The 24144-nt window shown below is 44.5% G+C and carries 13 protein-coding genes; 5 read left to right on the forward strand and 8 right to left on the reverse strand.

Annotated elements, in window-relative coordinates:
- Window positions 1-57 precede the first annotated feature (57 nt).
- The 5 genes from QT990_RS02175 to rfbF form a co-directional block, all read right to left on the reverse strand.
- The gene (locus QT990_RS02175) at window positions 58-828 is read right to left on the reverse strand and encodes a metallophosphoesterase family protein (protein WP_333199212.1); all 771 of its coding nucleotides are present in this window, start codon (window positions 826-828) and stop codon (window positions 58-60) included.
- A 336-nt stretch (window positions 829-1164) separates the two neighbouring features.
- On the reverse strand, window positions 1165-1911 hold the full coding sequence (locus QT990_RS02180; RefSeq protein WP_333309461.1) for a DUF1995 family protein: 747 nt from the start codon (window positions 1909-1911) through the stop codon (window positions 1165-1167).
- A gap of 248 nt (window positions 1912-2159) precedes the next feature.
- Window positions 2160-2891, reverse strand: coding sequence for a cyclase family protein (locus QT990_RS02185; protein ID WP_333464863.1), 732 nt, complete (start codon window positions 2889-2891; stop codon window positions 2160-2162).
- A gap of 190 nt (window positions 2892-3081) precedes the next feature.
- Entirely contained in the window at window positions 3082-4146 is a 1065-nt protein-coding gene (locus tag QT990_RS02190; protein ID WP_333464864.1) for an acyl-CoA dehydrogenase family protein, read from the reverse strand.
- Between the two features lie 185 nt (window positions 4147-4331).
- The gene (rfbF, locus tag QT990_RS02195; protein ID WP_333309453.1) at window positions 4332-5108 is read right to left on the reverse strand and encodes a glucose-1-phosphate cytidylyltransferase; all 777 of its coding nucleotides are present in this window, start codon (window positions 5106-5108) and stop codon (window positions 4332-4334) included.
- Window positions 5109-5631: 523 nt separating this feature from the next.
- Between rfbF and QT990_RS02200 the strand changes: the two genes are divergently transcribed.
- Together QT990_RS02200 and QT990_RS02205 are read left to right on the forward strand one after the other, a co-directional pair.
- Window positions 5632-6171: an RNase A-like domain-containing protein gene (locus tag QT990_RS02200; RefSeq protein ID WP_333464865.1), complete on the forward strand. Its 540-nt coding sequence runs from the start codon at window positions 5632-5634 to the stop codon at window positions 6169-6171.
- Window positions 6168-6467: a contact-dependent growth inhibition system immunity protein gene (locus QT990_RS02205; protein WP_333143726.1), complete on the forward strand. Its 300-nt coding sequence runs from the start codon at window positions 6168-6170 to the stop codon at window positions 6465-6467. Before QT990_RS02200 ends, QT990_RS02205 begins: the two co-directional genes overlap by 4 nt.
- A gap of 337 nt (window positions 6468-6804) precedes the next feature.
- Here the strand turns inward: QT990_RS02205 and QT990_RS02210 are convergent, their stop codons facing one another.
- The 3 genes from QT990_RS02210 to QT990_RS02220 form a co-directional block, all read right to left on the reverse strand.
- Window positions 6805-8133, reverse strand: coding sequence for a GH39 family glycosyl hydrolase (locus QT990_RS02210; RefSeq protein WP_333143725.1), 1329 nt, complete (start codon window positions 8131-8133; stop codon window positions 6805-6807).
- 73 nt (window positions 8134-8206) lie between these two features.
- Window positions 8207-11713: a glycosyltransferase gene (locus tag QT990_RS02215; RefSeq protein ID WP_333143724.1), complete on the reverse strand. Its 3507-nt coding sequence runs from the start codon at window positions 11711-11713 to the stop codon at window positions 8207-8209.
- A gap of 160 nt (window positions 11714-11873) precedes the next feature.
- Window positions 11874-14441 (reverse strand): glycosyltransferase, encoded by a 2568-nt coding sequence (locus QT990_RS02220; protein WP_333143723.1) that lies wholly within the window; start codon window positions 14439-14441, stop codon window positions 11874-11876.
- Window positions 14442-14601: 160 nt separating this feature from the next.
- On the opposite strand from QT990_RS02220, the gene QT990_RS02225 reads away from it, so the two are divergent.
- The 3 genes from QT990_RS02225 to QT990_RS02235 all read left to right on the forward strand — a co-directional run bounded on the left by QT990_RS02225 (window position 14602) and on the right by QT990_RS02235 (window position 24003).
- The gene (locus QT990_RS02225) at window positions 14602-16920 is read left to right on the forward strand and encodes a tetratricopeptide repeat protein (protein WP_333143722.1); all 2319 of its coding nucleotides are present in this window, start codon (window positions 14602-14604) and stop codon (window positions 16918-16920) included.
- 183 nt (window positions 16921-17103) lie between these two features.
- Window positions 17104-18396 (forward strand): ATP-binding protein, encoded by a 1293-nt coding sequence (locus tag QT990_RS02230; protein WP_333143721.1) that lies wholly within the window; start codon window positions 17104-17106, stop codon window positions 18394-18396.
- Between the two features lie 411 nt (window positions 18397-18807).
- Entirely contained in the window at window positions 18808-24003 is a 5196-nt protein-coding gene (locus QT990_RS02235) for a PAS domain S-box protein (RefSeq protein WP_333464866.1), read from the forward strand.
- Window positions 24004-24144: the final 141 nt, after the last annotated feature.

Genomic DNA, 24144 nt, shown 5'->3' on the forward strand with positions numbered 1-24144 from the left:
TGCAAGATATAAGATAGATCCGACTTAAACTGACATACCCTAAAACTACAAATTGATTTAACACTGCTGTTGAACAATAGAATCGATCGCAGCTTGGGGGGGTGCAATCGGCTGCGGCTTCAATTGCCTGACAACTTCGTCAAACGGCAAAATTCGGACTTGATTGTTAAATACATTTACTTGATAAACTCTGCGGTAGCTGAGGTCAAATCCTGTCAGCCAGCCGCTTTTGGGATGATAAGCACCCGTGTCAATATCCAACCACCCTTCGCCCCTGACTAATTCGCCCGGTCTGACCCCATGAAAGGTAAAGGTGATCGTGTGACCGGTAATAATTAATTTATTGGGAAAATAGGGTTTCGACATGGTGTGAAATTCCCTGCGAATCCAACACAGTTGTTCGATCGACTGTTCATCGATCGACAGATGGGGGTCAACGCCGGCGTGAACCAGCCAGATGTCCCCTAAGTCCAGGTGCGTGGGGAGCGATCGCAGCCACTCTAAGTGTTTATACGGCATCATCCCTGTATCTCTGTAGCTCGCTACTGTCGCATCGCCACCACTGTATAGCCAAGATTGCCACGCTCGCATATCCATAGGCGTCCCCGACAAAGCCTCCAGCATCAGTTGTTCGTGGTTGCCCAACAGAGTTTGGTAGGGGCTTTGCTGCACAAAATCTAATACCTGAGCGCTTTTGGGGCCACGATCGATTAAGTCTCCCAAAAAATAGACGCGATCGTTCGAGCTGGGGGCAAGTGCCTCTAGCAGGGTCATTAAGCCGTCGTAATGCCCGTGTACGTCCCCGATAACAATGCGCCGATGCTCCATTGTGTTTATCCGCTTCCCTGACTCAAAAGCCCCATCTCTAGCTTATAGCATCTGATTTTGCTGCTATTTGCCTCCCCTCTTTTACGGTGGAGGGGTGTCACCCATTATACTGCTTTGTATAAAGATTCTGTAAAGCTCGCCAGTCTCTGTTTGCGTAGCTACTGGTAGAAACACAGGCAAGCTGTTAATTGTGCTTCTGCAACTGCTGTTACTGAGGCAAAGCTTTGAGTTATTTCACGCGCTAGGGTGTAGGGTGCATCAGCGATTAGCCGACCGATTAAGTCGAAAATAATCCTAGCTGATACCCCCTAAAATACGATCGAGCCTTAACTATTGTTACTGAGTCAAAGCTTTGAGGAATGTCTGGAGTTCTGCCAAAAAACCTTTCTTTTTTAGAGGTTTTGCAGGTGCGGTGGAGTCAGGATCGGCGCTTGGGAGAGAAGCGGCTAAAATCCGCTCTAAATCGTCTCCGACAGGTTTTTGGGCGGTTTCAGAAATTAGTTTGTATTCGTCGTTTGTTTCCAACCACACTTGCCAGGATTGGGGGTAGCAGCGGAATAAAGCAGCAGTGTCTAGGGGTCTGATATAGTAGCAGGATTCGATTTTGCTGAGGAATCGATCGCGCAATTGGCGGCCCGCATAGCCTATACCTATGGTGGCAACATCTTCGAGGCGCGGGTTGAGTAGAATTACTGGGCGACCGGCCGCAGCTATGTAAAGTTTTTCGACTTGGGCAACTTCTACGGCTGCTGGATTGATCAAAATGAAAAGTTGATCTTCCGGCGCTATTTTATCTTCAACAGGAGTGCGACTGCTGCCTAAATCAGTGACTTTAAACGGTGTTTCTCCCCAGTCACGGCGCGCGAGGGCTGCCGCACCGGTGTCGGGAAAAAATACTTTTACTCCGGGGTAGATTTCCTCAAATTCTGGGAGGAATTGTAGGGTGATAGACTGTGCTTGCAGGGCGATTTCTGGAAATACTAATTCGACTTGCAGTAGAGTTTTGCCGTCCGAGAGGGCAGCGGCGGTTGCAATGCGGGATTGGGCGATCGCCTCGTTGAGATCCTTGGGCAGTTCTGTCATTAATCTTATTGTTTTTACTCGACTTCTCTCAATCTAATTTTACCTGAGATATTGCACCATTCTCAATTACCTATTTATGAAGGGGCAAGATGCCCGTTCCACAAGAAAATTCACTCTTTGTGGAAAGGGCATCCGGCTTTCCGTTTAGGAACAGGCTTTTCGGCCTGTTCCACAAAAAAAATTGACTCTTTGTGGAACGGGCATCTTGCCCGTTCTGGAGCATAATGCAATATCTAAGTTTTACCGCCTCAAGCAACAAAAGCTAACACCGACACGGGTGAACCGGAACCTCCCAAAAGGCGCAATATTCCGATAACTAAAGTCATTTCAGCCGCAGGTAACAAGTCTAGATTTGCTAGATTTTCCAGCACTATTCGCTGCTTTTCCAATACCAATTTGTTAACCGCAAAACTTTCATCTCGCCCGGTATCGACTCCGTGAGTGTCGGTTCCAACTCCCGCGATAGAGCGTTCTTCTAGCAAAAATTGAGTGGCTGCTTTGCCAAATCCCGGAAAGTGGCAAATTCCGCGATCGTCTCGGTTGAAAAATGCTTTCTCGTCCTCCCATTTTTCTTGCCACCCAGTATACAATAAAACTAGATTTGCCGGTTCTATAAGTTTGTGCTGCCGTTCCCAAGTCAATATATCATCAATTGTTAAAGTGTAGTCGGGATTGGCAAGACTTTGCTCTCGGATGTTGATCGCAATTGCGGGCACAACGAGCGACTGCGGGGAATAATTATCAATGCTGGCGCCTCCTGCATAAAAGCTGTTGGGTGCGTTGATGTGAGTGCCACTGTGTTCACCCATCGAAAATTTTCGCAGGAAATACCCGTCTGTTTCTATTTGAGATACTGTGGCAATTTCTGTCGCTGGATCTCCTGGCCAAATGGGAATATTTGGGTGAATTGAATGGGTTAAGTCTACAATTTTGCTGTAGGCGATCGTTTTGAGATTATTTAAGTTTAATTGGTTTGTCATATCGTTGGCGATTGTTTTTGAAGTATTTAACCGCAGAGGGCGCAGAGGGCGCAGAGTTAGAGAAGAGAGGGATGGATAATTCGGATACGAATGGATTTGATATCATTAGGTAAAGTAGATTGATTATTTATTAAACCTGGTTGATTTTTTGACCGTTTGCGATCTCAATCTAAAATCTAAAATCTAAAATCTAAAATTGGATTAGTCGATGGAGCGTTGCTTCCATCACATCCTTTGTTTGCCCGGAAACAGTATACACCAAAGCTTCTCGATAAACTCTCCCGGCTGGGTGTACCGCACCGTTAGCAGCGCCGCTAGAAACTGCAACCGCAGCGTGCCCGCAACGCACCGCTAAATCAATGGCTTGAGCTCGCAGCGCTAATTGTTCTGCTTTGGAGCTATGTTGAGATTGTGGGAAATTCTCTTTTAGCCGATCGAGCTTTTGCTCTAGTTTTTGACAAGCCGCCGTTATAAAAGGTGAATTCTTAGCAGCCGCCGCTGCTGCAATTACATCCAATCCCGCTCGAATACAGCCAAAAGTACCCGGAACAAAATTCAGTATATTTTTGCTGTCGTTTTCCGAAATCCACCCGACAGGTTTAACTGAAATTATTTCCGATTCATGCAGCAACCAATTATCGAAAGTTGCTGTCACAGTATTAGTCGAGTTCATGGCAATTAACTGCATGATTTCGCTACAAACTATTTTACCATATTCGCGTTCAATATTGGCAAAAGGCACTAAACCGAAAACAGCGCGTTTGTCAGGAAGCACCGCCGCTACAATAAACTTTTGAAACAAGCCAAAACCTGTTACCCAAGGAACTTTTCCTGACAGTAAATAGCCCGCTTTTGTGGGAGTTGCGGTGACGGCCGGATTGCCCGATCGCCTTAAATGCGAAAACCCAATACCCAAGCGTAACTCTTTTTGGGCGATCGCGGGCAAGTATCTGCTTTTTAGCATTTCATTGTCGCTGTTGGCAATCATCGCAGTTGCGCTGTGGTGCTGAGTTTGCAGGAAAGACAAAGCGCCGGAATATCGAGCCGTCAATTCCTGATATTGGTAAAAAATCTCCGGTGCAATTTCGGCACCGCCCCATTTTTGGGGAACTCGCAATGCTAAGAGCGATCGAGCTTCCAATCCAGCAATTGCTGTTTTTAGCGCTTCCGAGTCGCTGTCGATAATTTCCGCGTGGGGTGAAACGCACTTTTGCAGGTAAGTTTCTGTGCTGTTTAGAATATCTTGAAAATCCATGTTTTATAATTATTTTATAGCAGAGGTAGGGACGCGGCAGTGCCGTGTCCCTACTTATTTCCTCACATTGTGCACCCTTATCAAGAACAGGCAAGATGCCTGTTCCACAAGAAATAAATTCTATCTATTGTGGAACGGGCATCTTGCCTGTTCATAAAAGGCTGACTGAGAATGCCAAAACTAACTCATTGCCACACTTTCCAAGGAGCCTTCCCTTCATCCCAAAGTTCGTTTAAATACTTGTACTCTCGAAAAGTATCCATCGCAAAGAAAAAGCCGTCATGACGGTAAGCCATCAACTGTCCGTCTGCAGCCAAACGCTGCATCGGCTCCTGTTCTAAAATACAATCATCTCCCCCCAAATAGTCAAATACCCGGCGGTTAAATATCATATATCCAACACTGATCCAGCCATCTATTTGAGGTTTCTCAGAAAACTGTACTACGCGGCTATCGCTGTCTACATCCAAAATTCCAAAGCGAGAAATCGGGCGAAATGTAGTGACAGTTGCCAGCTTCCCGTGAGACTTGTGAAAATCCATCAAGGCGTCAATATCGACATCAGCAACTCCATCCCCGTATGTCACCATGAAATTCTCGCGATCGATATATTTTTCGATCCGTTTTACCCGCCCTCCCGTCATGCTTTCCGCGCCAGTTTCAGCCAGTGTCACCTTAAAATCTTGTTCGAGATGTTCCTCGTGATAAGTGATGATATTTTGGCGTCCCAGACAGATAGTAAAGTCATTGTTCATGGCTTCATAATTGAGGAAATATTCTTTAATCATGTTGCCGCGATAGCCCAAGCACACAATAAAGTCTTGGAAACCGTAGTGTGCATATATCTTCATGATGTGCCAAATAATTGGATGCCCCCCCACCTCAACTAAGGGTTTGGGACGAAATTCTGTTTCTTCTCTGAGACGAGTACCGAGACCACCTGCTAGGATAACTACTTGCATTTTTTCAATTTTTTAAAGATGATCAATTAATTTATCATCAATAATCAGTGATTTAGTCAAAGAATTATTAACTTTTTCTCATAGTGAGTGAAGCTTTGTAAACCACAGAAATCACAAACTATTCTCAATAATCGTATGCTGGGTGCCCAGCCCCCTCTATTTGCGTCTATTTATGAATAATCCTAGGGTGCGCGCGGAGAACCATGTATTTAAATATTGCGGGCAATTTCTACTTAACCGTAGGTCGCGCACTGCACACCGTATATTTAAATGCGGCGCGCTATTTCTAACTTATACCAATTTTTTATGAGGTTGCATAGAATCCGATTCCCCCTAGCCCCCCGCCGGAGGGGGGGACAAGATTCTTCTCTTTCGTCCCCCTTATTAAGGGGGAGTAGGGGGTATGCGAGGGGGATCGAGATATGTGCAACTTCACATTAAATTGGTATTACGAATGGTAGATTAGGAAATAGACAAACAAAGCCAACACCTCTACTAAATATAAGGAAGAGATTCAACAGCAATGAAAACTCAACTCGATCGCCTAAAAAAGTTTTTAGGTATCCTGTGTGCGATCGCCTCAATAATTATATTATTCCAATCGGCTATACCTGGTGTTTACGCCACGGTTGTTGCACCGAAAATCTCAACCATACCACAAACCACCGTAGCTTTTGTACCCAACATACCGGGCGGCGGATTAGACTTTCACGAATCAGCAGGAGGACACACTTTAGAGAGACACGTTGGTAAAACAGAAGCACAACTAGCACAGCGACTCGCAAGCGAAACGAGAATTCCTGCCGCATCTTCTTTTACTGATCGTTCCGTCGCCGAAGCGGCTATTGCAGAAGCAATGAACAGAAATCAAAGTGCGATCGACTCTTGGGTGAAAAGTCGAGGCAATCGTTATACGATCGACTACAATGCCAACAGAATAATTGGCATTACTGTGCGTCGCCGCGCCTCCAAAGCAACTTCAACATCTCGCCTGAGAATCGTCCTCCAGCGCCGCGCCAAATTACCTCCCGGATACTTTATTCTCACAGCTTATCCCCAATGATCGATCAATTTCCTCATTTAACCCAATTTTTCAGTTCCTACTTTCACCAAGACTGGCCGTTAGAAGCTGACACTCCCAGCGATGTAGTGAACAACTACCGCAGCAGCGAACCGCGCCCAAGTGTTGAAGCTGCATCGCAAGAGATCAGCAAACTGCTAGAAATGCCGATCGCCCCCGCCGATTTAGAAGCATTCATCCTCGATGAATTAGGGTGTTACTACGACCCACAATCCGAAAATCAAACAGTCCGAGAATGGTTGGAATCGGTGCAAAAATCTTTGAATAATCCCAGCTAAAATCTATATATTTGTAAGGACGCGGTAGTGCCCTGTCCCACAATTTGTCTATATATTTGTAAGGACACGGCGCCGTGCCCAATGCGTGTCAAATTAAGCTTTTCGTCCGCTAGTCCTCGCGCCTACCCGCCAGTCCGCCAGGGAATGAATTCCACGGGGCTTATAGCCAAAGTCCTCTAAAAGAGGACTGAATAATTCATTAGTCCTCTTTTAGAGGACTTCAGCTTTGAGGCAGGGGTTTCAACCCCTGTCGGACTATCGGTTTAACGTTAAGTAGACACCAATGGGCTTTTGGAGTGTCTCTACAAGTTGTTCACAATCTAATAGGATAGCTAGCTCACTTGCTAACCGTCAATAAGTAGCCTTCGTGGACGTTGAAATTAGGGATAACATAAGCCAAGCTGCCGCTACCCACGGAAAAACTTTCTTCTTTAACGGTGACAAGCTTTGGCACGGATCCTTCTTGATTGTTGGGAATCTTTTCTAACTTTAGAGTTATTTTCTGACCCCTTTGAATACCTAGCTGCTCCAAATTGCCGAGGGTTAATGTTACCGTTGTTGCTGAGGAAAAATTGGGGTCGAAATAACCTAAAAGTACCTGTGCTTTACCTTCAGGATTTGACTTGCTGGCTAAAGCGACAAGGCGATTGTTATTTGACCAACTCCGCACCCGCGAATTAACTCCGTCAGCATAAGCTTTGTAAGCCCACCAAGCTGCTCTTGGCTCAAAAGTATTAGGCGTGACCATCCCACTCAGCGTATTATTGAAGCAATTGCTAACTTTATTTGGCCCTTTAGTATCCCAACAAGCTCTGCAAGCACCGTCAGCTTTTGCATACTCTAAGTTATACAAATAACCTAAGATTTCCCCCGGCTGGTACTGCGCTAAGTTCCCGACAATTTCGTTGACGTAAATTTTTTGCAATTTCAGTTCCTTGTAAGAGGGACTTTGCTGAAAATTGCGTTTAGCCTCAATTACGTGATCGTCAACAAATAAAATCATCGTGTCGTTAAGTTCGTGCCATGAGAGGAAATTAACTTCAAGTTTGTTAGCCTTGCAGTAATCCAAAAAAGCGGCGAGATATTCTTTGCTGTAGCGGCCGAGGCTCGGCCCGCCAATCATTGCTGACGGCCCCAATTCTTCCCGCAAGATTTTGTAAGCTCTTTTGTAAGTTTCAAAGAATTGTTCTCTGCTTCCGTTCCAAAATGGATCTTTCCAATCTGGCTCATTCCATACATCCCAAATAATTTTTTTGCCTTTATTTTGCTGAGCTAATTGCCGCACGAATGCTTCCCAGGCGGGGTAGTTTTGATAGGGCCAGCCATTGGGATTGCTACCGTAGCCCCACAAGTCGCTAACTACTAACTGAAACTCGGCTCCGCTGGCGATTATGCGATCGTAGATATCGAGTCTCCCCGCCCGCCAAAGTTTGGGCTGCAAGGGTTTGATAGAACTATCCGGGGGTTTTGCGGTATCGATTCCGTGCAGGATGCCGCTCATGGAAATTGTACCGGTGGCTGGCTGTCCAAAATCTACTGTAACGTTCGATCGCAGTTGGGCGATCGCTCTTGGCTGTCCCAAATAGGCTATTAACAGAACAGTGACAATAGCTAAACAAATTGGCAGCAGTTTATTAATACGTGGGAACTTGAATGTAAATTGCATATCTTTTCTTTGGTTGATGTTTTGTGGAAGGGGCCGGAGAGCCCGTTCCTAAGAATGCTGCAAGAGCTCAGTTTTAACGAACCGATGAAAACACTTCAAAACCCTGTATTGATTCTATCACTTGTTGCCACGATGGGGAGTTGATCAGCTCGTTGATATCGAAATTAACTCCTTTTTCCGCAGCAAAAACACTAAAATTTTGCACCCAATGAAAGATAGTTTCTGTGGTCAAATAAGGTGTGCAGGCCCAAGCAGATTGCAAATTGTTCACCATCTCGGACATATCTCCCCGATCGTAAGCCTCCCAAGCTTTCCACACTAAATAATAGTGTTTCAGCAGGCTATCCACTTGCTGTAGCTGCTTTTTGAGTTTCGGACTAATAGAGAAACTGTCGTTCTCATCGTCACTTACCAATGCCTGTTCAATTATTTCTCCATATTCCCGAAGCATCCGTTCTTCTTTGAATAGTTCTTGGGCTCGCGCTTTGCACGCTTGTCCTGCAAGTCTACGCGATTCGGGATTTTCGGCCCATATTTCCAGCGTTTCTACTAACTCTTTTACTGTTCCTTCTGGGTCGATTGTAGGATCGGGGAGCAACTTTCCTGTATCTCCCAATTCTTCAGGAATCCCGCTGACTGCTGTGGCAATTACAGGCAATCCTTTTGCCATTGCTTCCATAATTGCTAGCGGCATTCCTTCTGCTTGGGAAGATAAAATAAAGATGTCGCTGGCGTCGAGCCAATCAGCAATATCCCAGCGCTGTCCTAAGAATTTAACCTGTTCTTCTACTCCCAATTTGCTCACAGTTGCTCTTAATTCAGGTTCCAGATTGTCGTGAGTAGTAGACCCAGGCCCGGCCCAAACAAAGTAAATTTTGGACCAAATTGGACGATTTTTCAATTGGGCGATCGCCTGCAATTGATACTGATATCCTTTAAGTGGAGTCAATCTCGCCGCTGTAAAACAAACGACAGCATTTTCAGGGATTCCTTGTTCTTGACGCAGGCGTTGGCGTGTTGAAAGATTCGGCGGTTCAAAATAACTGTTAGGTCTCCCATAATAAATAAGTTTGCCTCGTTTTAGAGGCACTTTAAAAATTCTTTTGAACAAGTTTAAATTTTCCTGGGACACTGCTACTACTGCTTTGGCTAAACCGTACTGATAGGAGACAGCCTCCAAATAGGGAATTTGATCGCCCCGATCGAAAGTTTCATAATTGCGATCGATATAACCGAGAGTAACTATGTACGGTATATTCTGCTTAATAGCAACTTGTTTGGCCGCAAAATTGGCTATCGGCGAGCCGTCGCTAAATATAATTAAATCCGGTTGAGCCTGCGCGTAAATTTTTTCAGCATCGCCTAAATTGTAAGTACCTCGCAAAAACTCTTTTATTGTGTCAAAATCCAGCCAAATATGTTCTATACCTAACTGTTTTTGTTCGGCAATTAAAGGGTGAGAAGCTTTAGTTTGAACGCTAATAACTTGGTAGCCTTCGGCTACTAATTTACACATCAGCGAGTGGTTGAACTGAGCTAAACCTCCCACTCCGTGGTCTTCCGCGTACAGTAGTAGGCGGGCTTTTTGCGGTTGGGAAATCGAAATATGTGCAGGTTGAAACTGAGGAGTATTGTTAGCAGCAACCACTACGATATCTTGCCATTCTTTTAAATTGGTTAAGGCATAAGTATCAAAGTCGAACCCGTATTCTTGCGAAACACCCCTAAAAGTTTCTAACCATCTAAATACTGTTTCCGTACCTGTAAAAGGAGTGTAATGAAGAGATTTCTCCAAACACTCGACCATCTCTGCCAAATATCCATCACGGTACATCCGCCACGCTAGCCATACTAAAGACCTGTAACGTTCCTCGCGTTTCAAGTCGCGGATGTACTGAGGTAAGTCTAGCCGCGCGAAAAATTGCTCCATCACAATTTCCATATTTTTCATTAGTTTGGAGCCGCTGGACATGAGATTACTGTCGTGCTGGCGATAGCAGGTTAATATCTCTTTTAACCAAACTGACTTGCAGCCTTTTAAAGCTAAACGTAGAACAAAATCTAAATCTTCGGTTGGCGGCAAGCGATGATCGAAACCCCCCAAGCGTTCCCACCACTCTCGCCGCAGCATCATGGCGCTGGGACGCGCTGATTTGTACAAAACAAAAGTTTCTAAATCTAATTTTGGTGATTCTTCCCAAGGCTTTACTCCATAGATGCCTTCGTCGTTTTTGCCAACGATCAGCCAACCTGTTTGCACCAAATCTAATGTGGGGTCAGCGTCAAAGCAAGCTACTTGTTTTTCTAGTTTTTCTGCTAAGAAGAAGTCGTCAGCATCTAAAAAAGCTAAAAATTCCCCTTTGGCTAATTTGCAAGCATTATTTCGAGCAATTGCTGATCCTTGGTTATCTTGATAGATGTATTGAATTAAATCGAGGTAAGGTGCTAAAACTTGGCTGGTATTGTCTGTTGAACCGTCATCTACGACGATAATTTCCCAGTTTTCATAACTCTGACTGAGAACGCTCTCTACGGCTTTGAGAATGTAGCGCTCGCAGTTATAAGTCGGGATAATGACACTGACGCGTACTTTTTTGGGAGTGATGATACTAGCTATTAACTGTTTCCATTCTGGTAATTTTCCCATAGCAATAGCCTCGATTTGGCAGCCGTAGGTCTTAGCAATTCCGGTGATGCGCTTTACCCAATCTGCTATAGTTGCTGTCAGGGAGTACGGGGTATAATCCAAAGATTTTTGCAAATAGTCAGTCATTTCTGCCGGATAGCCACTGTAGTAGAGTTGCCACGCCATCCATGTCAGAGCCTCATAAAAAGCAAGCTTTTCTAATTGGCGGATGTCCTCTGGTAAGTCGGCTCTACTGAAGAAATTTTGCTTTAATTTAATACAAAGGTTTGCCTGTTTTATCGCTCTCTGGATGGACACATTTTGCCCGTGCTGGCGGTAGCATACTGTCACTTGAGGCAACCAAACAGCTTCGCACCCAGATAGTGATAAACGCACAATTAAGTCGGCATCATCTACTGAATCATACTGAGAATCAAAGCCACCGACTCGTTCCAGCCACGCCCGCGAAAACATCATGGCGCTGGGAAGTAGGGGCATATAAACAATCCAGGTTTTTAAGTCGAGCTGAGGAAAGTATTCCCAGGGTTTTATATCGCAAATACTTTCGCCTTGCTCTTTAACAATTCGCCAGCCACTATTAACAATGCCTAGTGATGGCTGAGCGTCAAATAACGCAACTTGTCCAGCTAACTTATCGGACAAGAAAAAGTCATCTTGATCTAAAAAAGCAATTAATTCACCTCGGGATTCCTGAATTCCTCGGTTGCGGGCGGCAGCTACTCCTTGGTTTTCCTGATAAACATAGCGAATTTTTTCAACATAAGGCTGCAATGCTTGGCGGGTGTCGTCGGTTGAGCCGTCGTCTACGACGATAATTTCCCAGTTTTTATAGGTTTGGCTGATGACGCTTTCTACCGCTTGCGCGATGTAGCGAGCTCCATTATATGCTGGAATAATTACACTTACTCGCGGTGTCGGATTTGCTATTGACATGAGTTTGCTCGGTGATAACGAATGGTTTGGGAACACAACACAGATTTAGACGCCGATACACAGATTTTTGATCGTTGTTGGGCCTGTAAAATACAATTTTACTGATATTTGTGGCTATACTGCTGACAGCAACCTAAATTTAAAATGTTCCTCGGGTGTTTTAGGGGAGAAAAAATACAGATTCAATGCCCTGTAACCCCTGTACCAATTGTTGCCATTCTGCTGAGTTAGTCAGAGAATATGTATCTAAATGATGCCCTTTTGCAGATGAAAAATTGCCAAAACATTCTATCCAGTTTAACATCGTTTCTGTACTCAAAAAAGGCGTACACTGCAAAGATTCTTGAAGGCTATTTTGCATCCCGATTAGATCTTCTTGACAGTAAGCGTGCCACGCTTTCCACACTAAAAAGTTGTAGCGCACCCGGCTTTCTACCTTAGCCATCCACCCCTGCACCTGTGGTTGAGTAACAAATTGATTTCTTTCGCAATCGGAAAGTAAAGCTTTTTCGATCGCCTCAATCGACTCTGCCAACATCCGTTCCTCTTTAAACAGTTTCTCGGCCCGCTGCTTGCAAGCTTGACCGATTTGATGCCGCAATTGTGGATTCATCGCCCAAGCTTCTACAGTTTCCGCCAATTCCCTCGCTGTTCCCTCCGGATCGGTATTCGGATCGGGCAACAACTTCCCAGTATCGCCGAGTCCTTCTGGAATCCCGCCCGCTGCCGAAGCAACTACGGGCAATCCTTTAGCCATCGCTTCCATGACTGCAAAAGAAGGTGCTGCATCGCCGAGAGATGTCAAAATGAATATGTCGCTAGCATCCAGCCAATCTAGGATATCCCAGCGCTGTCCGATCAACTTCACGCGATCGCTCACTCCTAACTCTCTAACAGCTTCCCTCAATTCTCTTTCTACATCGCAATAGCTTCCCTCACCATTCCCGGCCCATACAAAATACAGTTTAGACCACACGGGAGATTGTTTCAACTGCTTGATTGCTTCGATCTGATACCGATGCCCCTTAACGGGTGCCAATCGAGCAGATGTGAAACAGACAATCGCATCTTCAGGAATTTCTAACTCTTGCCGCAGGCGTTGGCGAGCCGAAGGATTAGGAGGTGCAAAATATTCAGGAGAGCGCCCCAAGTAAATCACTTGCCCCTTATCTTTGGGTAAATCAAAGTCATCGCGCAATAAATTCAAATGTTCATAAGCGCCAACAATCACCGCTCTAGCTTGCAGGCACTGATACAGCACTCCCTCTCGATAAGGCACTACATCCCCGTAGGCAAAATTTGCGTGATCTGGCATGACTAACCCGATTACCATCATGTATGGTATTCCCATCTGAATAACTACCTGTTTAACTGCAAAATTGGAATAGGGCCAGCCATCGCTAAAAATAATCAGATCAGGTTTATTAGTAGAAAAAATCTCTTGTGCATCCTCAGTATTTCTTAACACCCGCGCTAAATCTCTATGGCTGCTAAAATCCAGCCACAAGTGCTCTATACCTAACTCTCGTTCTCGCTCAAGCAAGGGGCTAGAATGTTTGGTTTGCACGCAAGTGACTTGATAGCCCAACAAGGCTAACTGACAGAGAATGGCATGGTTGTACTGCGCTAATCCTCCCACGCCCGGATCGTCGGCGTTGTAGAGTAGAATGTGCGTTTCCCTACGGAATAGCTTCGCTTCACGCGGTTTTGAAGGTGTGGGAATAGAACTCTGTTGAGATTGGGGCGGATTAGTCATCACCATCAGAATTATCTCTTGCCATTCCACTAACTTACTCAGCGAATAAGCATCAAAATTTTCACCGTATTCTTCAGAAGCTATCTTAAAAGTTTCCAGCCAACTCACCACTGTTTTTGTGGGCGAAAAAGGCGTATATTGCAATGATTTTTCCAAACACTGGGCCATCTCTGCTAGATGACCGTCGCGGTACATACGCCAGGCCAGCCACTTGAAGCATAGATAGCGTTCCTGGTTTTTTAACTGGCGGATTGACTCAGGCAAATCAGGTCGATTAAAGAATTCTTTCATCAAAATTTCTGTATTCTTCATTAGCGGCAAACCGCTTGACATGATATTAGACTTATGCTGGCGATAACAGGTAAGAATCTCTTCTAACCAAACTGCTTTGTACCCCTTTAAAGTCAAACGCAAGGCAAAATCTAAATCTTCTGCTAGCGGAAAGTGATCGTCGAAACCGCCCAAATCTTCCCAGCACTTTCGGCGCAGCATCATCGCACTAGGACGCACACATTTAAATATAATAAAGCTTTCTAAATCTAATTTAGACGCTTGCTGCCAAGGCTTAATTTCAAAAATATCTTTCCCTGTTTCATCGACCATCAGCCAACCTGTTTGCACCATATCTAAGGTGGGGTCAGCGTCAAAGCAAGCTAGTTGTTTCTCTAGCTTGGATGGTAGGAAATAGTCATCGGCATCTAGAAAGGCTAAAAACTCCCCTTGCGCTAGTTGGCAAGCAATATTTCTGGCGGCTGCTACTCCTTGATTTTCCTGGTATATGTAGCGAATTCTGTCAAAATAAGGCTGCAATACTTCCTGCGTGCGATCGCTAGAACCGTCATCTACAACTATAATCTCCAAATTAGTAAAAGTTTGGGACAGCGCGCTCTCCACCGCTTGTACGATGTAGCGAGATCCATTATATACAGGTATAATTACGCTTACTAGCGGTGTTCGAGTAGGTGTTGACATTATTTAGCTCGCTGTTAACCTATGATTATCTAGTTTATATTAATGTCGCGGACATTCAGCATTATTCTGTGTTCGGTAGCTCTACTTACAAAAACTTGAACATTGGGAAATTGTAGCATATAATTTTACATGGAATGATTACTCAAAAGGAAAATAAAAAATGAATTCAGAAACAGTGCAAGTGAATTTCCAGCAGCAGGCAGAAATTTATTTGGCTACAGGGAACTTCGATCGGGCGATCGCACTTTGCCAACAAGTTTTGGCATCTGAACCCAATTCAGCAGAGACTTGCAAGACCTTGGGAAAGGCGCTGCAAGCTCAGGGTAAACTAGAAGACGCAAGGTATTGGTATAAAGTTGCGATCGCTCTGCAACCAGATTTGGCCGAAGCTTTTGCTAACCTCGGCACTCTCTGCGCTACTTTGGAACAGTGGCAAGAGGCGATCGCCTGTTACCAAAAAGCCATCTCCCTGCAACCAAACTTTGCAGGATTTTACCGTAACTTGAGCCGGATATTTACCCAAGTCGGTAAAGCTGAAGAAGCAGCAGACTGTTGGTATCAAGCACTCATGGTGGAACCGATAGAGATAGCGGAAGAATATCTCGATTTAGGTAATACTTTATTGGCGCAAAACAAGCCAGAAAAAGCGCTGACTTGTTACCACCGCACGATTTATTTAAACCCGAGTTTTTGCGAAGCTTACTGCCAATTAGCAGAAGCGGCTAGCGAGCTAAAGCAGTGGGACGAAGCTATTGTTCACTACCGCAAAGCTATTCAACTCCAGCCGGATATTTCGGATTTTCATTACAAATTAGGCAATGTTTTGCAAGCTAAGGAACTCTGGCGCGAAGCGGAGGCTGCCTACCGAAAAAGTATTGATTTAAATCCCAATTCTTTTTTGTCCTACTACAACTTAGGCAGCGTGCTGCTCAAGTTAGAAAAATGGCAAGAAGCTGCGATCGCCTACCGCACGGCTGTTGAAATTAACCCGGATTATTCTTGGTCTTACTACAGCATCGGTGCAGCTTGCGATCGATTAGAAGAATGGTCTGAATCCGCCGCAGCTTACCAGCGCGCTACTGAATTAGATCCGAATTTTTTCTCAGCTTTTCACCAGTTAGGGGATGCTCTTGTTAAACTAGAAAAGTGGTCAGAAGCTGAGGCTGCATACGAACGGGCGATCGCACTAAATGCGGATTTATTTTGGTCTCATTATAACTTAGCTTTGACTTTAGTTAAACTTCAAAAGTTTGAAGCCGCAACACTCGCTTATCGGCGGGCGATCGCACTCAATCCAGAATTCTCTTGGACTTACCACAATTTAGGAGCAGCGCTGTTAAAAACCCAACAGTGGAAAGCCGCAGCTACCGCTTACCAACGTGCTATTGAACTTAATCCCACTATTTCGTGGTCTTATTACAATTTAGGCGATGCTTTGAGTGGAAGTCACGCATGGAACGATGCTGTTTCCGCCTACCTTTGTGCGATTCAAATCGAGCCGTCTCTACCGGGAATTTACCTAAAGTTAGGTGAGGCTCTAATTAAAAGAACTCCGGTAGATTCAGATGTAGCAACTAGCTACTATCACCACCAAATGCAGCCGCAGCACGCTCCTGAATTTTACTGCGAAATAGCCCAAAAGTTTGCTGATAGCGATCGGCTTAACGAAGCCATAATGTTGTACTTGATGGCATTAGAAATTAGACCCAAAGATCCAGAAATATCCAAAAAATTAGAGGATATTTTAGAAAAACAGCGTCAAACAGGGGAATCTAGTATATTATTAGAGTTAGAGGCTAAGGATATTCGCGATCGCTATATCGCCCGAGTCGCCAAAGGCAAGACTTTTGCAGAAGTCGGCGGCTTGTGGGGAACTGTCAGCGAAAAAGTATCTGTAGCTAGCAAATACGGTGCTGTTTCTCTGACAATGATTGATGCCATGCCGGCCTCCCTCCAGTGGTGGCAAGATTTTCACGATCGCATGACAAGTTTAAATATTGCTAATTATCACTGTATCAATCAAGATATCACTCAGATTCAGCTTGCCGACATTGGCGAGCCTTACGATGTAACTCACTGTGCAGGAGTTTTGTACCATCACCCCCATCCGTTGCAGATTTTAGTTGCCTTGCGTCAGATAACTCGCGAGCATTTAGTTTTCACTTCAGTTATTACCCAAGAAGTAATAGAAAATGAGTTGGGACGCTATGAAATTCCCGCTTCTGGAGTAATGTTTATTCCAGCTTTGGACGACGCTGAACGAGCTCTTTTAACAGCTTACTGGCGACCATACATCAACAACAACCAACTTATAGGGATAACTGAGAAAGCAGTTTTTGACATGAACGATTTTGCGCCGTGCTGGTGGCTACCTACAGCTACTGCTTTAGAAGCTATGTGCGAAGTCGCGGGATTTAAGGTTTTAGATAAAGGATTGACTTGGAACAATAATGCTCTGACTCTGCTGCTGGGGGTTTGAGGATTGGTAAACGAACAATAACAGGACTTGCTTATGCACAAACGGCTAAACACCCGGTTTATGAGCGGATTCCTCGTTTTCTTTTCCCAATATTCCTACTAGAAACCGGGTGTTTTCCGTAAGTCCTAAATACAATAGCTGCCAACATTTTTTGTGTAGAAAACAGGAACTGGGAAATAATCAATGAACAATCACCAACCAGGGACGCCGCTAGGAAACATTTTAGTAGTAGACGATACACCAGAAAACCTGCGTCTCTTGTCTACAATGTTGACTCAGAGGGGGTACACCCCCCGCTGCGTGATTAACGGAAAAATGGCTTTGAGAGCCTGCAATTCTAATCCACCAGATTTAATTTTGCTCGACATAATGATGCCGGAAATGAACGGCTACGAAGTCTGTCAGCACTTGAAACTAGAAGCAAAAACTCGCGAAATCCCGGTAATTTTTATCAGCGCTAAAGATGAAGTATTTGACAAAGTAAACGCATTTACTGTGGGAGCTGTTGACTATATCAGCAAGCCATTTCAGTTTGAAGAAGTGCTCGCCCGTATCGAAAGTCACCTCAGCCTACGGAATTTACAAAAGCAGCTAAAAGAACAAAATATGCTGCTGCAAGAAGAAATCACTAGCCGCTTAGCAGTCGAAAAAACTCTTCAGGAAAAAAACCAAATTTTGCAACAAGAAATCCGCACGCGTTGCGCCGTTGAAAAAGCTTTGCAAGAGCAAAATTTGGTACTCCAACAAGAGATATCCCACCGCCAGCGCGCCGAATCTGCTCTCTTAAAATCTAACCAAGAATTGGCGCGTTCAAATGCAGAACTAGAACAATTTGCTTATGTGGCTTCTCATGACTTGCAAGCGCCTTTAGCAACCATTGCTAGTTACGCTCAACTTTTAGAAAAACGCTACAAAGACCAACTCGACAGCCAAGGTAGTAAGTTTATCGGCAATATCGTTCAGGGCTGCACCCGAATGCAAACTTTAATTGACGATTTACTCGAATATTCGCGCGTTGGCAGGAGTCGGAAACCTTTTGAACTGACAGATTGCAATCACGCAGTCGAGCAAGCACTCGCGAACCTGCAAGGGGCGATCCGCGAGAATAAAGCCGTTGTCACCTACAGCGAATTACCAACGGTAATGGGGGATATTTCTCAACTCGTACAGCTATTTCAAAATTTAGTCAGCAATGCGATTAAATATCGCCACGATGCACCGCCTGTGGTTCATATTACCGCTGGCAAACAGGAGGAAAACTGGTTAATTTCTATCTCAGATAATGGAATTGGGATTGCTCCCCAGCATCAAACACGTATCTTTCAAATTTTCCAGCGCTTGCACACTCAAAGAGAATATTCTGGGACAGGTATTGGTTTAGCAATTTGTCAAAAAATTGTGGAACTTCACGGCGGATGTATCTGGGTGGAATCGGAACCGGAGCAAGGTTCTACGTTTCACTTTACTCTCGCTTAATTGAGGCGTAATTTCGGTAAAATGTATCAGCTATAAGGTAGAAAAAATTAATTACTTTCTCTCTTATAAACCCTAAACGAGATGATATAATCTCGAAGTTAATAATATTTAATATGGGAGAGGAAAGCCTTGAATAATTGGGAAGGATTGTGAGTATTGGGGTGGGGAGAGGGGCTACAGTTGCATTGCTTTTTTTAGTGGTATAAATTACCAGTTATAATAAAAATTATTTTCCGTTGACAGTCTAGTTCGTGCGTGATATAATTTTAATTATTAAACATGATTTTTGTAACGCTTGCTTACTCTCCCCAATCTGAGGATAGATGTATGTGTACGGGCAATTGAATGACTGCCCTAAAAATAAAAGGTAAAATTCAAGTTAGTTTAATATTTTCTGGGTGAAAAAATATTATGAAAGCAGTTTTTAACTTAGCTTTGCCTCCTATCTGCTTTAAAGTTCTCTTAGTAGAAGACAACCATCACGAAGCTGAGCTGATTGAAGATTTGCTGTCAGAAATTGGCGGCGCGCAGCGTATAGTGCTGACGAAAGTAGAGCGCCTCAGCGAAGCGCAGCAGCGATTGAATGAAGAAACTTTTGACATAATTTTATTAGACCTTTCACTGCCAGATAGTCTGGGAATCGAGACGGTGGCTCGGGTACAAGAGTACGGGGTAAATGTGCCGATCGTAGTTCTGACCGCCCAAAACGACGAAGAACTTGCCCTGCGGTTGATTTCGGTGGGCGTACAGGATTATTTGGTAAAAAGAAAAATCGACAGCGAACTGTTAATTCGATCGCTCCGTTACGCCATAGAACGCCAGAACAGTCAAGATGCTTTGCGAAAAAGTGAAGAAAAATATCGCTCGGTGGTGGCAAATTCCCTGATCGGCATTGCCATCATCGCTCCAATTATTGACAGCGAAATTCCTCTCAATGGCCACTGGATAGAAGTTAACGATGCCCTGTGCAGTTTGCTGGGCTATGAGCGCTACGAACTCTTGCAAAAGAATTGGCTAGAGTTGACTCATCCAGAGGATTTGGAGGCTAATTGTGAAAATTTTTCTCAGATGTTAGCAGGTAGGCTCGACGGTTACATCTTAGACAAAAGGTGGCTCAGAAAAAACGGCGAAATAGTTCACACGCGAGTTTCCCTGCGCTGCATCCGCCGCCAGGACGGGTCTATCGACCGGATCATCGAAGTAGTGTTGGACGTGAGCGATCGCTACCGATACGAAGCAAAACTGAAAGCGTCAGAAGAATTTTTAAACCACACCATAAATGCTACGCCCGACCCAATTTTTGTCAAAGACGAGCAACACCGCTGGATGATATTAAATGATGCTTTTTGTCAGTTGGTCGGCAAATCGCGCCAAGAACTGATCGGCAAATCCGATTATGACTTTTTTCCCCAATCAGAAGCTGCTGTTTTTTGGACAAAAGATGAAGAAGTATTGACAACGGGGATCTGCTGGGAAACCGAAGAACAATTCACAGACTCGGCCGGGAAAGAACACATAATTTCTACAAAAAAAAGCGTCTTCAAAATAGCAGACGGCAGTAAAGTAATAGTGGGTACAATTAGAGATTTTACCGAATACAGACAGCAACAAAAAGCCCTGGAACAAAGCGAAGCTCGCTTTCAAAAATTGGTAGCTAACCTGCCGGGAACAATTTATCAATTACGAAGGTCAGCCAATGGAAAAATGTCTTTCCCCTACATCTCTTCAGGCAGCCGGCAACTCTACGAATTAGAGGCCGAAGCCATAGAGGAAAATGCGGAACTAATTTCCAATGGAATTCACCCAGACGACCTCTTAGATTTAAAAGCATCGATGGCAATTTCAGCTACTACGCTGGAACCTTGGCAGCAGCAGTGGCGACAGACTTTGCCATCTGGAAAAGTTAAGTGGCTGCAAGGAGCTGCGAGACCAGAAAGGCTCACTAATGAAAGCAAATCTGGCAGCGAAGGCGATATTATCTGGGACGGTTTAGTGATGGATATCACTGAATTAAAGCAGGCACAAACAGAGCGAGATCGTTTTTTTACCATCTCCTTAGACTTGCTTTGTATTGTAGGTTTTGACGGTTATTTTAAACGTTTAAACCCAGCTTGGTCAACAGCTTTAGGCTACAGTATTAGTGAATTGTTTGCCAAGCCAATGATCGAATTTGTTCATCCAGACGATCGAAAAGCCACCGCAGCCGAAGGAGCAAAACTAATAGCGGGTACGTCCAGTATCTCCTTTGAAAACCGCTACATCTGCAAAGACGGTTCTTACAAATACTTCCTGTGGACGGCATCGCCATTTAGCGAAGAAGGTTTAATCTACTCAGTCGGTCACGACATTACCTCTCGTAAACAAGCAGAGTCCCAACTCCAGCGACAAGCAGTAGCAATGGCCGCTGCTTATGACGGAATCGCCATTTTTAATAATAATAAACAATGTATTTATTCCAACGAGGCTTATCTCAAAATGTACGGCTTGGCTAGCCCTAGCGAACTGTATGGTAAGAAATGGGAAATGCTCTACAGCAAAGCAGAAAATCTATTTTTTGAACTACAAATAATGCCGAGGCTCCTGCAAAAAGGGTACTGCAATATAGAAGCTACCGGTCAGCGCCGGGACGGTACTAAGTTCCCGCAAGAATTGTCGCTAACAATGCTTTCGGGTGGCGAAATAATTTCTATAGTCCGCGATATAACTAATAGAAAACAGGTAGAATCAGCCCTGCGAGCGAGCCAGCGCCGCTACCAAACTTTAGCAGAAGCATCGCCAGTTTGCATATTTCACACCGACACTTTGGGAAATTGCCTTTATGTCAATCAACGGTGGAGCGAAATTACGGGATTAAACGCCGAATTAGCAGCAGAAATTGGCTGGATGAATGCCATACATCCCGATGATGTGGATCGGGTGAAAAATGAATGGCATCGAGCAATTAGTGAGAAAATTCCTTTTAAATCAGAATACCGCTTTCAGCGCCCAGACGGTCGGGTAATTTGGGTGATCGGTCAGGCAATTGCAGAAATCGGAGACAAGCAGGAAATTAAAGGCTATATCGGCACTATTACTGATATTAGCGATCGCAAACAAGCAGAATTAGATTTGCTGCGAGTTACTCAAGCGGTGGAAAGCACCAGCGATGCGATCGGCATTGCTGACTTGACAGGGCGATCGCTATACCACAATCAAGCCTTTGTTCAACAGTACGGCTACACCGCAGAAGAACTAAACACAGCAGGCGGATTAACAGCAATTTACCCCCAAACTAAAGTGCTGCTAGAAATGTTTAAAACGATCCGTAAAGGCAAATCTTGGCAAGGCGAACTCAAAATCAACACTAAAAACAACAAACTGGTAACAACTTTATTTCGCGCAGACGGCATTAAAGATGAAACTGGTCATTTAATCGGGTTAGTGGGAGTAATTACCGACATCACCGAACGCAAACAAGCGGAGATGGCACTGCAGCAGCAATTAAGGCGAGAACGGCTGGTAGTTGCCATGCTCGATCGCATTCGCTCCTCCCTAAATTTAGAAGAAGTCCTGACAACTGCTGTCGAACAAGTGCGGCAATTTTTGCAAACAGATCGCACAGTTATTTACCGATTCAATCCCGACTGGAGCGGTCTTGTAGTTGTCGAATCTGTAGCAAAAGATATAAGTTTGCTGCAAAACTTTGACAATTTCGATCCGTGTTTTGGAGAAAAATTTGTTGATGTTTACCAGCAAGGCTATATTCGCGCTATAGAAAATATTTACGCGGAAAATATGAGCGAATGTCACATTAAATTTCTAGAACAATTTGGAGTTAAAGCTAACTTAATAGTGCCGATTTTACAAGCCAGAGAAAGCATTTCCCAGGTCCAGCAGACGGCAGAAAATCAGCTCTGGGGACTCCTGATCGCCCACGATTGCAGCGGCCCCCGTTCCTGGGATTCCTCAGAAATAGAATCCCTCCGGCAATTGTGCGTGCAATTGGCGATCGCGATCCAGCAATCGACGCTATTTCAACAAGCACAAACGGAAATTGTCGATCGCAAACTTGCAGAATCTGCCCTCCAACAAGCTGCATTAGCCGCAGAAAGCGCCAACCGCGCCAAAAGCGAATTTCTTGCCAATATGAGCCACGAACTACGCACCCCTTTAAACGGGGTTTTAGGTTACACTCAAATCCTCAAAACCGACAAAGACTTAAGCTCAGATCACCAAGAAAGTCTCAGCAATATTCAACAGTGCGGTCAACACCTGCTGATGTTAATCGACGATGTTTTAGATCTTTCCAAAATTGAAGCTAGAAAAATGGAACTCTACCCGGAAGAGTTAAATTTTATAAATTTTATCAAAAACATTGCCGATCTCTTTCAGATGCGGGCCTCTCAAAAAGAAATTTTATTCAATTACGAACAAGTCTCTCCCCTGCCTAGCTGCGTTCGTGTCGATCCCAAAAGATTGCGCCAAATTCTCATAAATTTACTCAGCAATGCCGTTAAATTTACTAACAGTGGTGGTGTGACTTTCAAAGTCGGCTATGTCGGCACAGGGGCCTGGAGTCGAGGGCAAGGAGAAAATTATGAGTTCTCGACTTTGAGTTCGGAACTGAAAGAAAATTATATGCGCTTCGCCCACAATGCGATCGCAGCCAAACACGCTTTAAAAATCCGCTTTCAAGTCGAGGATACCGGCACGGGCATAGACCAAAGCAAGTTAGAAGAAATATTTTTGCCTTTCCACCAAGTAGGAGGCAATACATTTGTTGAAGGTACAGGTCTCGGACTCTCGATTAGCCAGAAATTAGCGAAACTAATGGGTGCCGAAATTCGCGTCCACAGCACTTTGGGAAAAGGCAGCACTTTTTGGGTAGATTTAGAATTACCAGCAGCTAAACGGTACTTGGAGGTGTCTCCTTTGCAGGAAAAACGCTGGCTTGTCGGTTTTATCGGCAACAAGCGGAAAGTGCTAATCGTGGATGACAATCAACTGGATCGCGATTTGTTGTGCAGGCTGCTGCGGCGTTTGGGATTTGAGGTTGCAGAGGCCCAAAACGGTCAAGAATGCCTCTGCAAAACAGTTGAATTTCAACCGGATGTGATTTTAATGGACTTGCGGATGCCTGTAATGGATGGCTTAGAAAGTGCCAGAAAACTGCGGCAGTTGCCGGAAGTAAAAGATGTTGTGTTAATCGCTATGTCAGCTAGCGTTTTCGAGGCTACGCAGCAAGATAGCATCCTCGCAGGGTACGATGCTTTTCTTCCCAAACCGATCGAAGCAAATCACTTTTTGGAACAGTTGCGCGTGCATTTGGGACTAGAATGGATTTATGGGGAATCTTCGGAAAACAAAAAGCGCAAAACTCCCAGTTTGTCACCAGCCTCTGATTTGCCTGCTTATTCTTCTCTGTTACCAGCAGCTTCTGAGTCAGTAGCAAAACTTTTGAAACTCGCAGCTATGGGCGACATTGAAGAAATTTTTGAGGAGAGTGCTAAGCTGGAGAGTTTAGAACCTAATTTAGTGCCGTTTGTCTCGAAGCTGCGCCAACTTGCTAAGGGATTTCAGCTCAAACAAATTCGGAATACTTTAAACCAATATATCGACGAAAAATAGTATGACTATCATGGTTGAGAGCTTGGCTGGATACATATAATTTAGATGTGCAGCAACTTACCGCCGCGTTATTGAGCCGGATATCTGGCAATTGTCGATCGCGCAATTGTCAGTGCAGGCCGCTGTAACTCCCAACATTAA

Origin of the sequence: Microcoleus sp. T3_B1, assembly GCF_036700445.1 — a bacterium.
Classification (GTDB): Bacteria; Cyanobacteriota; Cyanobacteriia; order Cyanobacteriales; family Microcoleaceae; genus Microcoleus.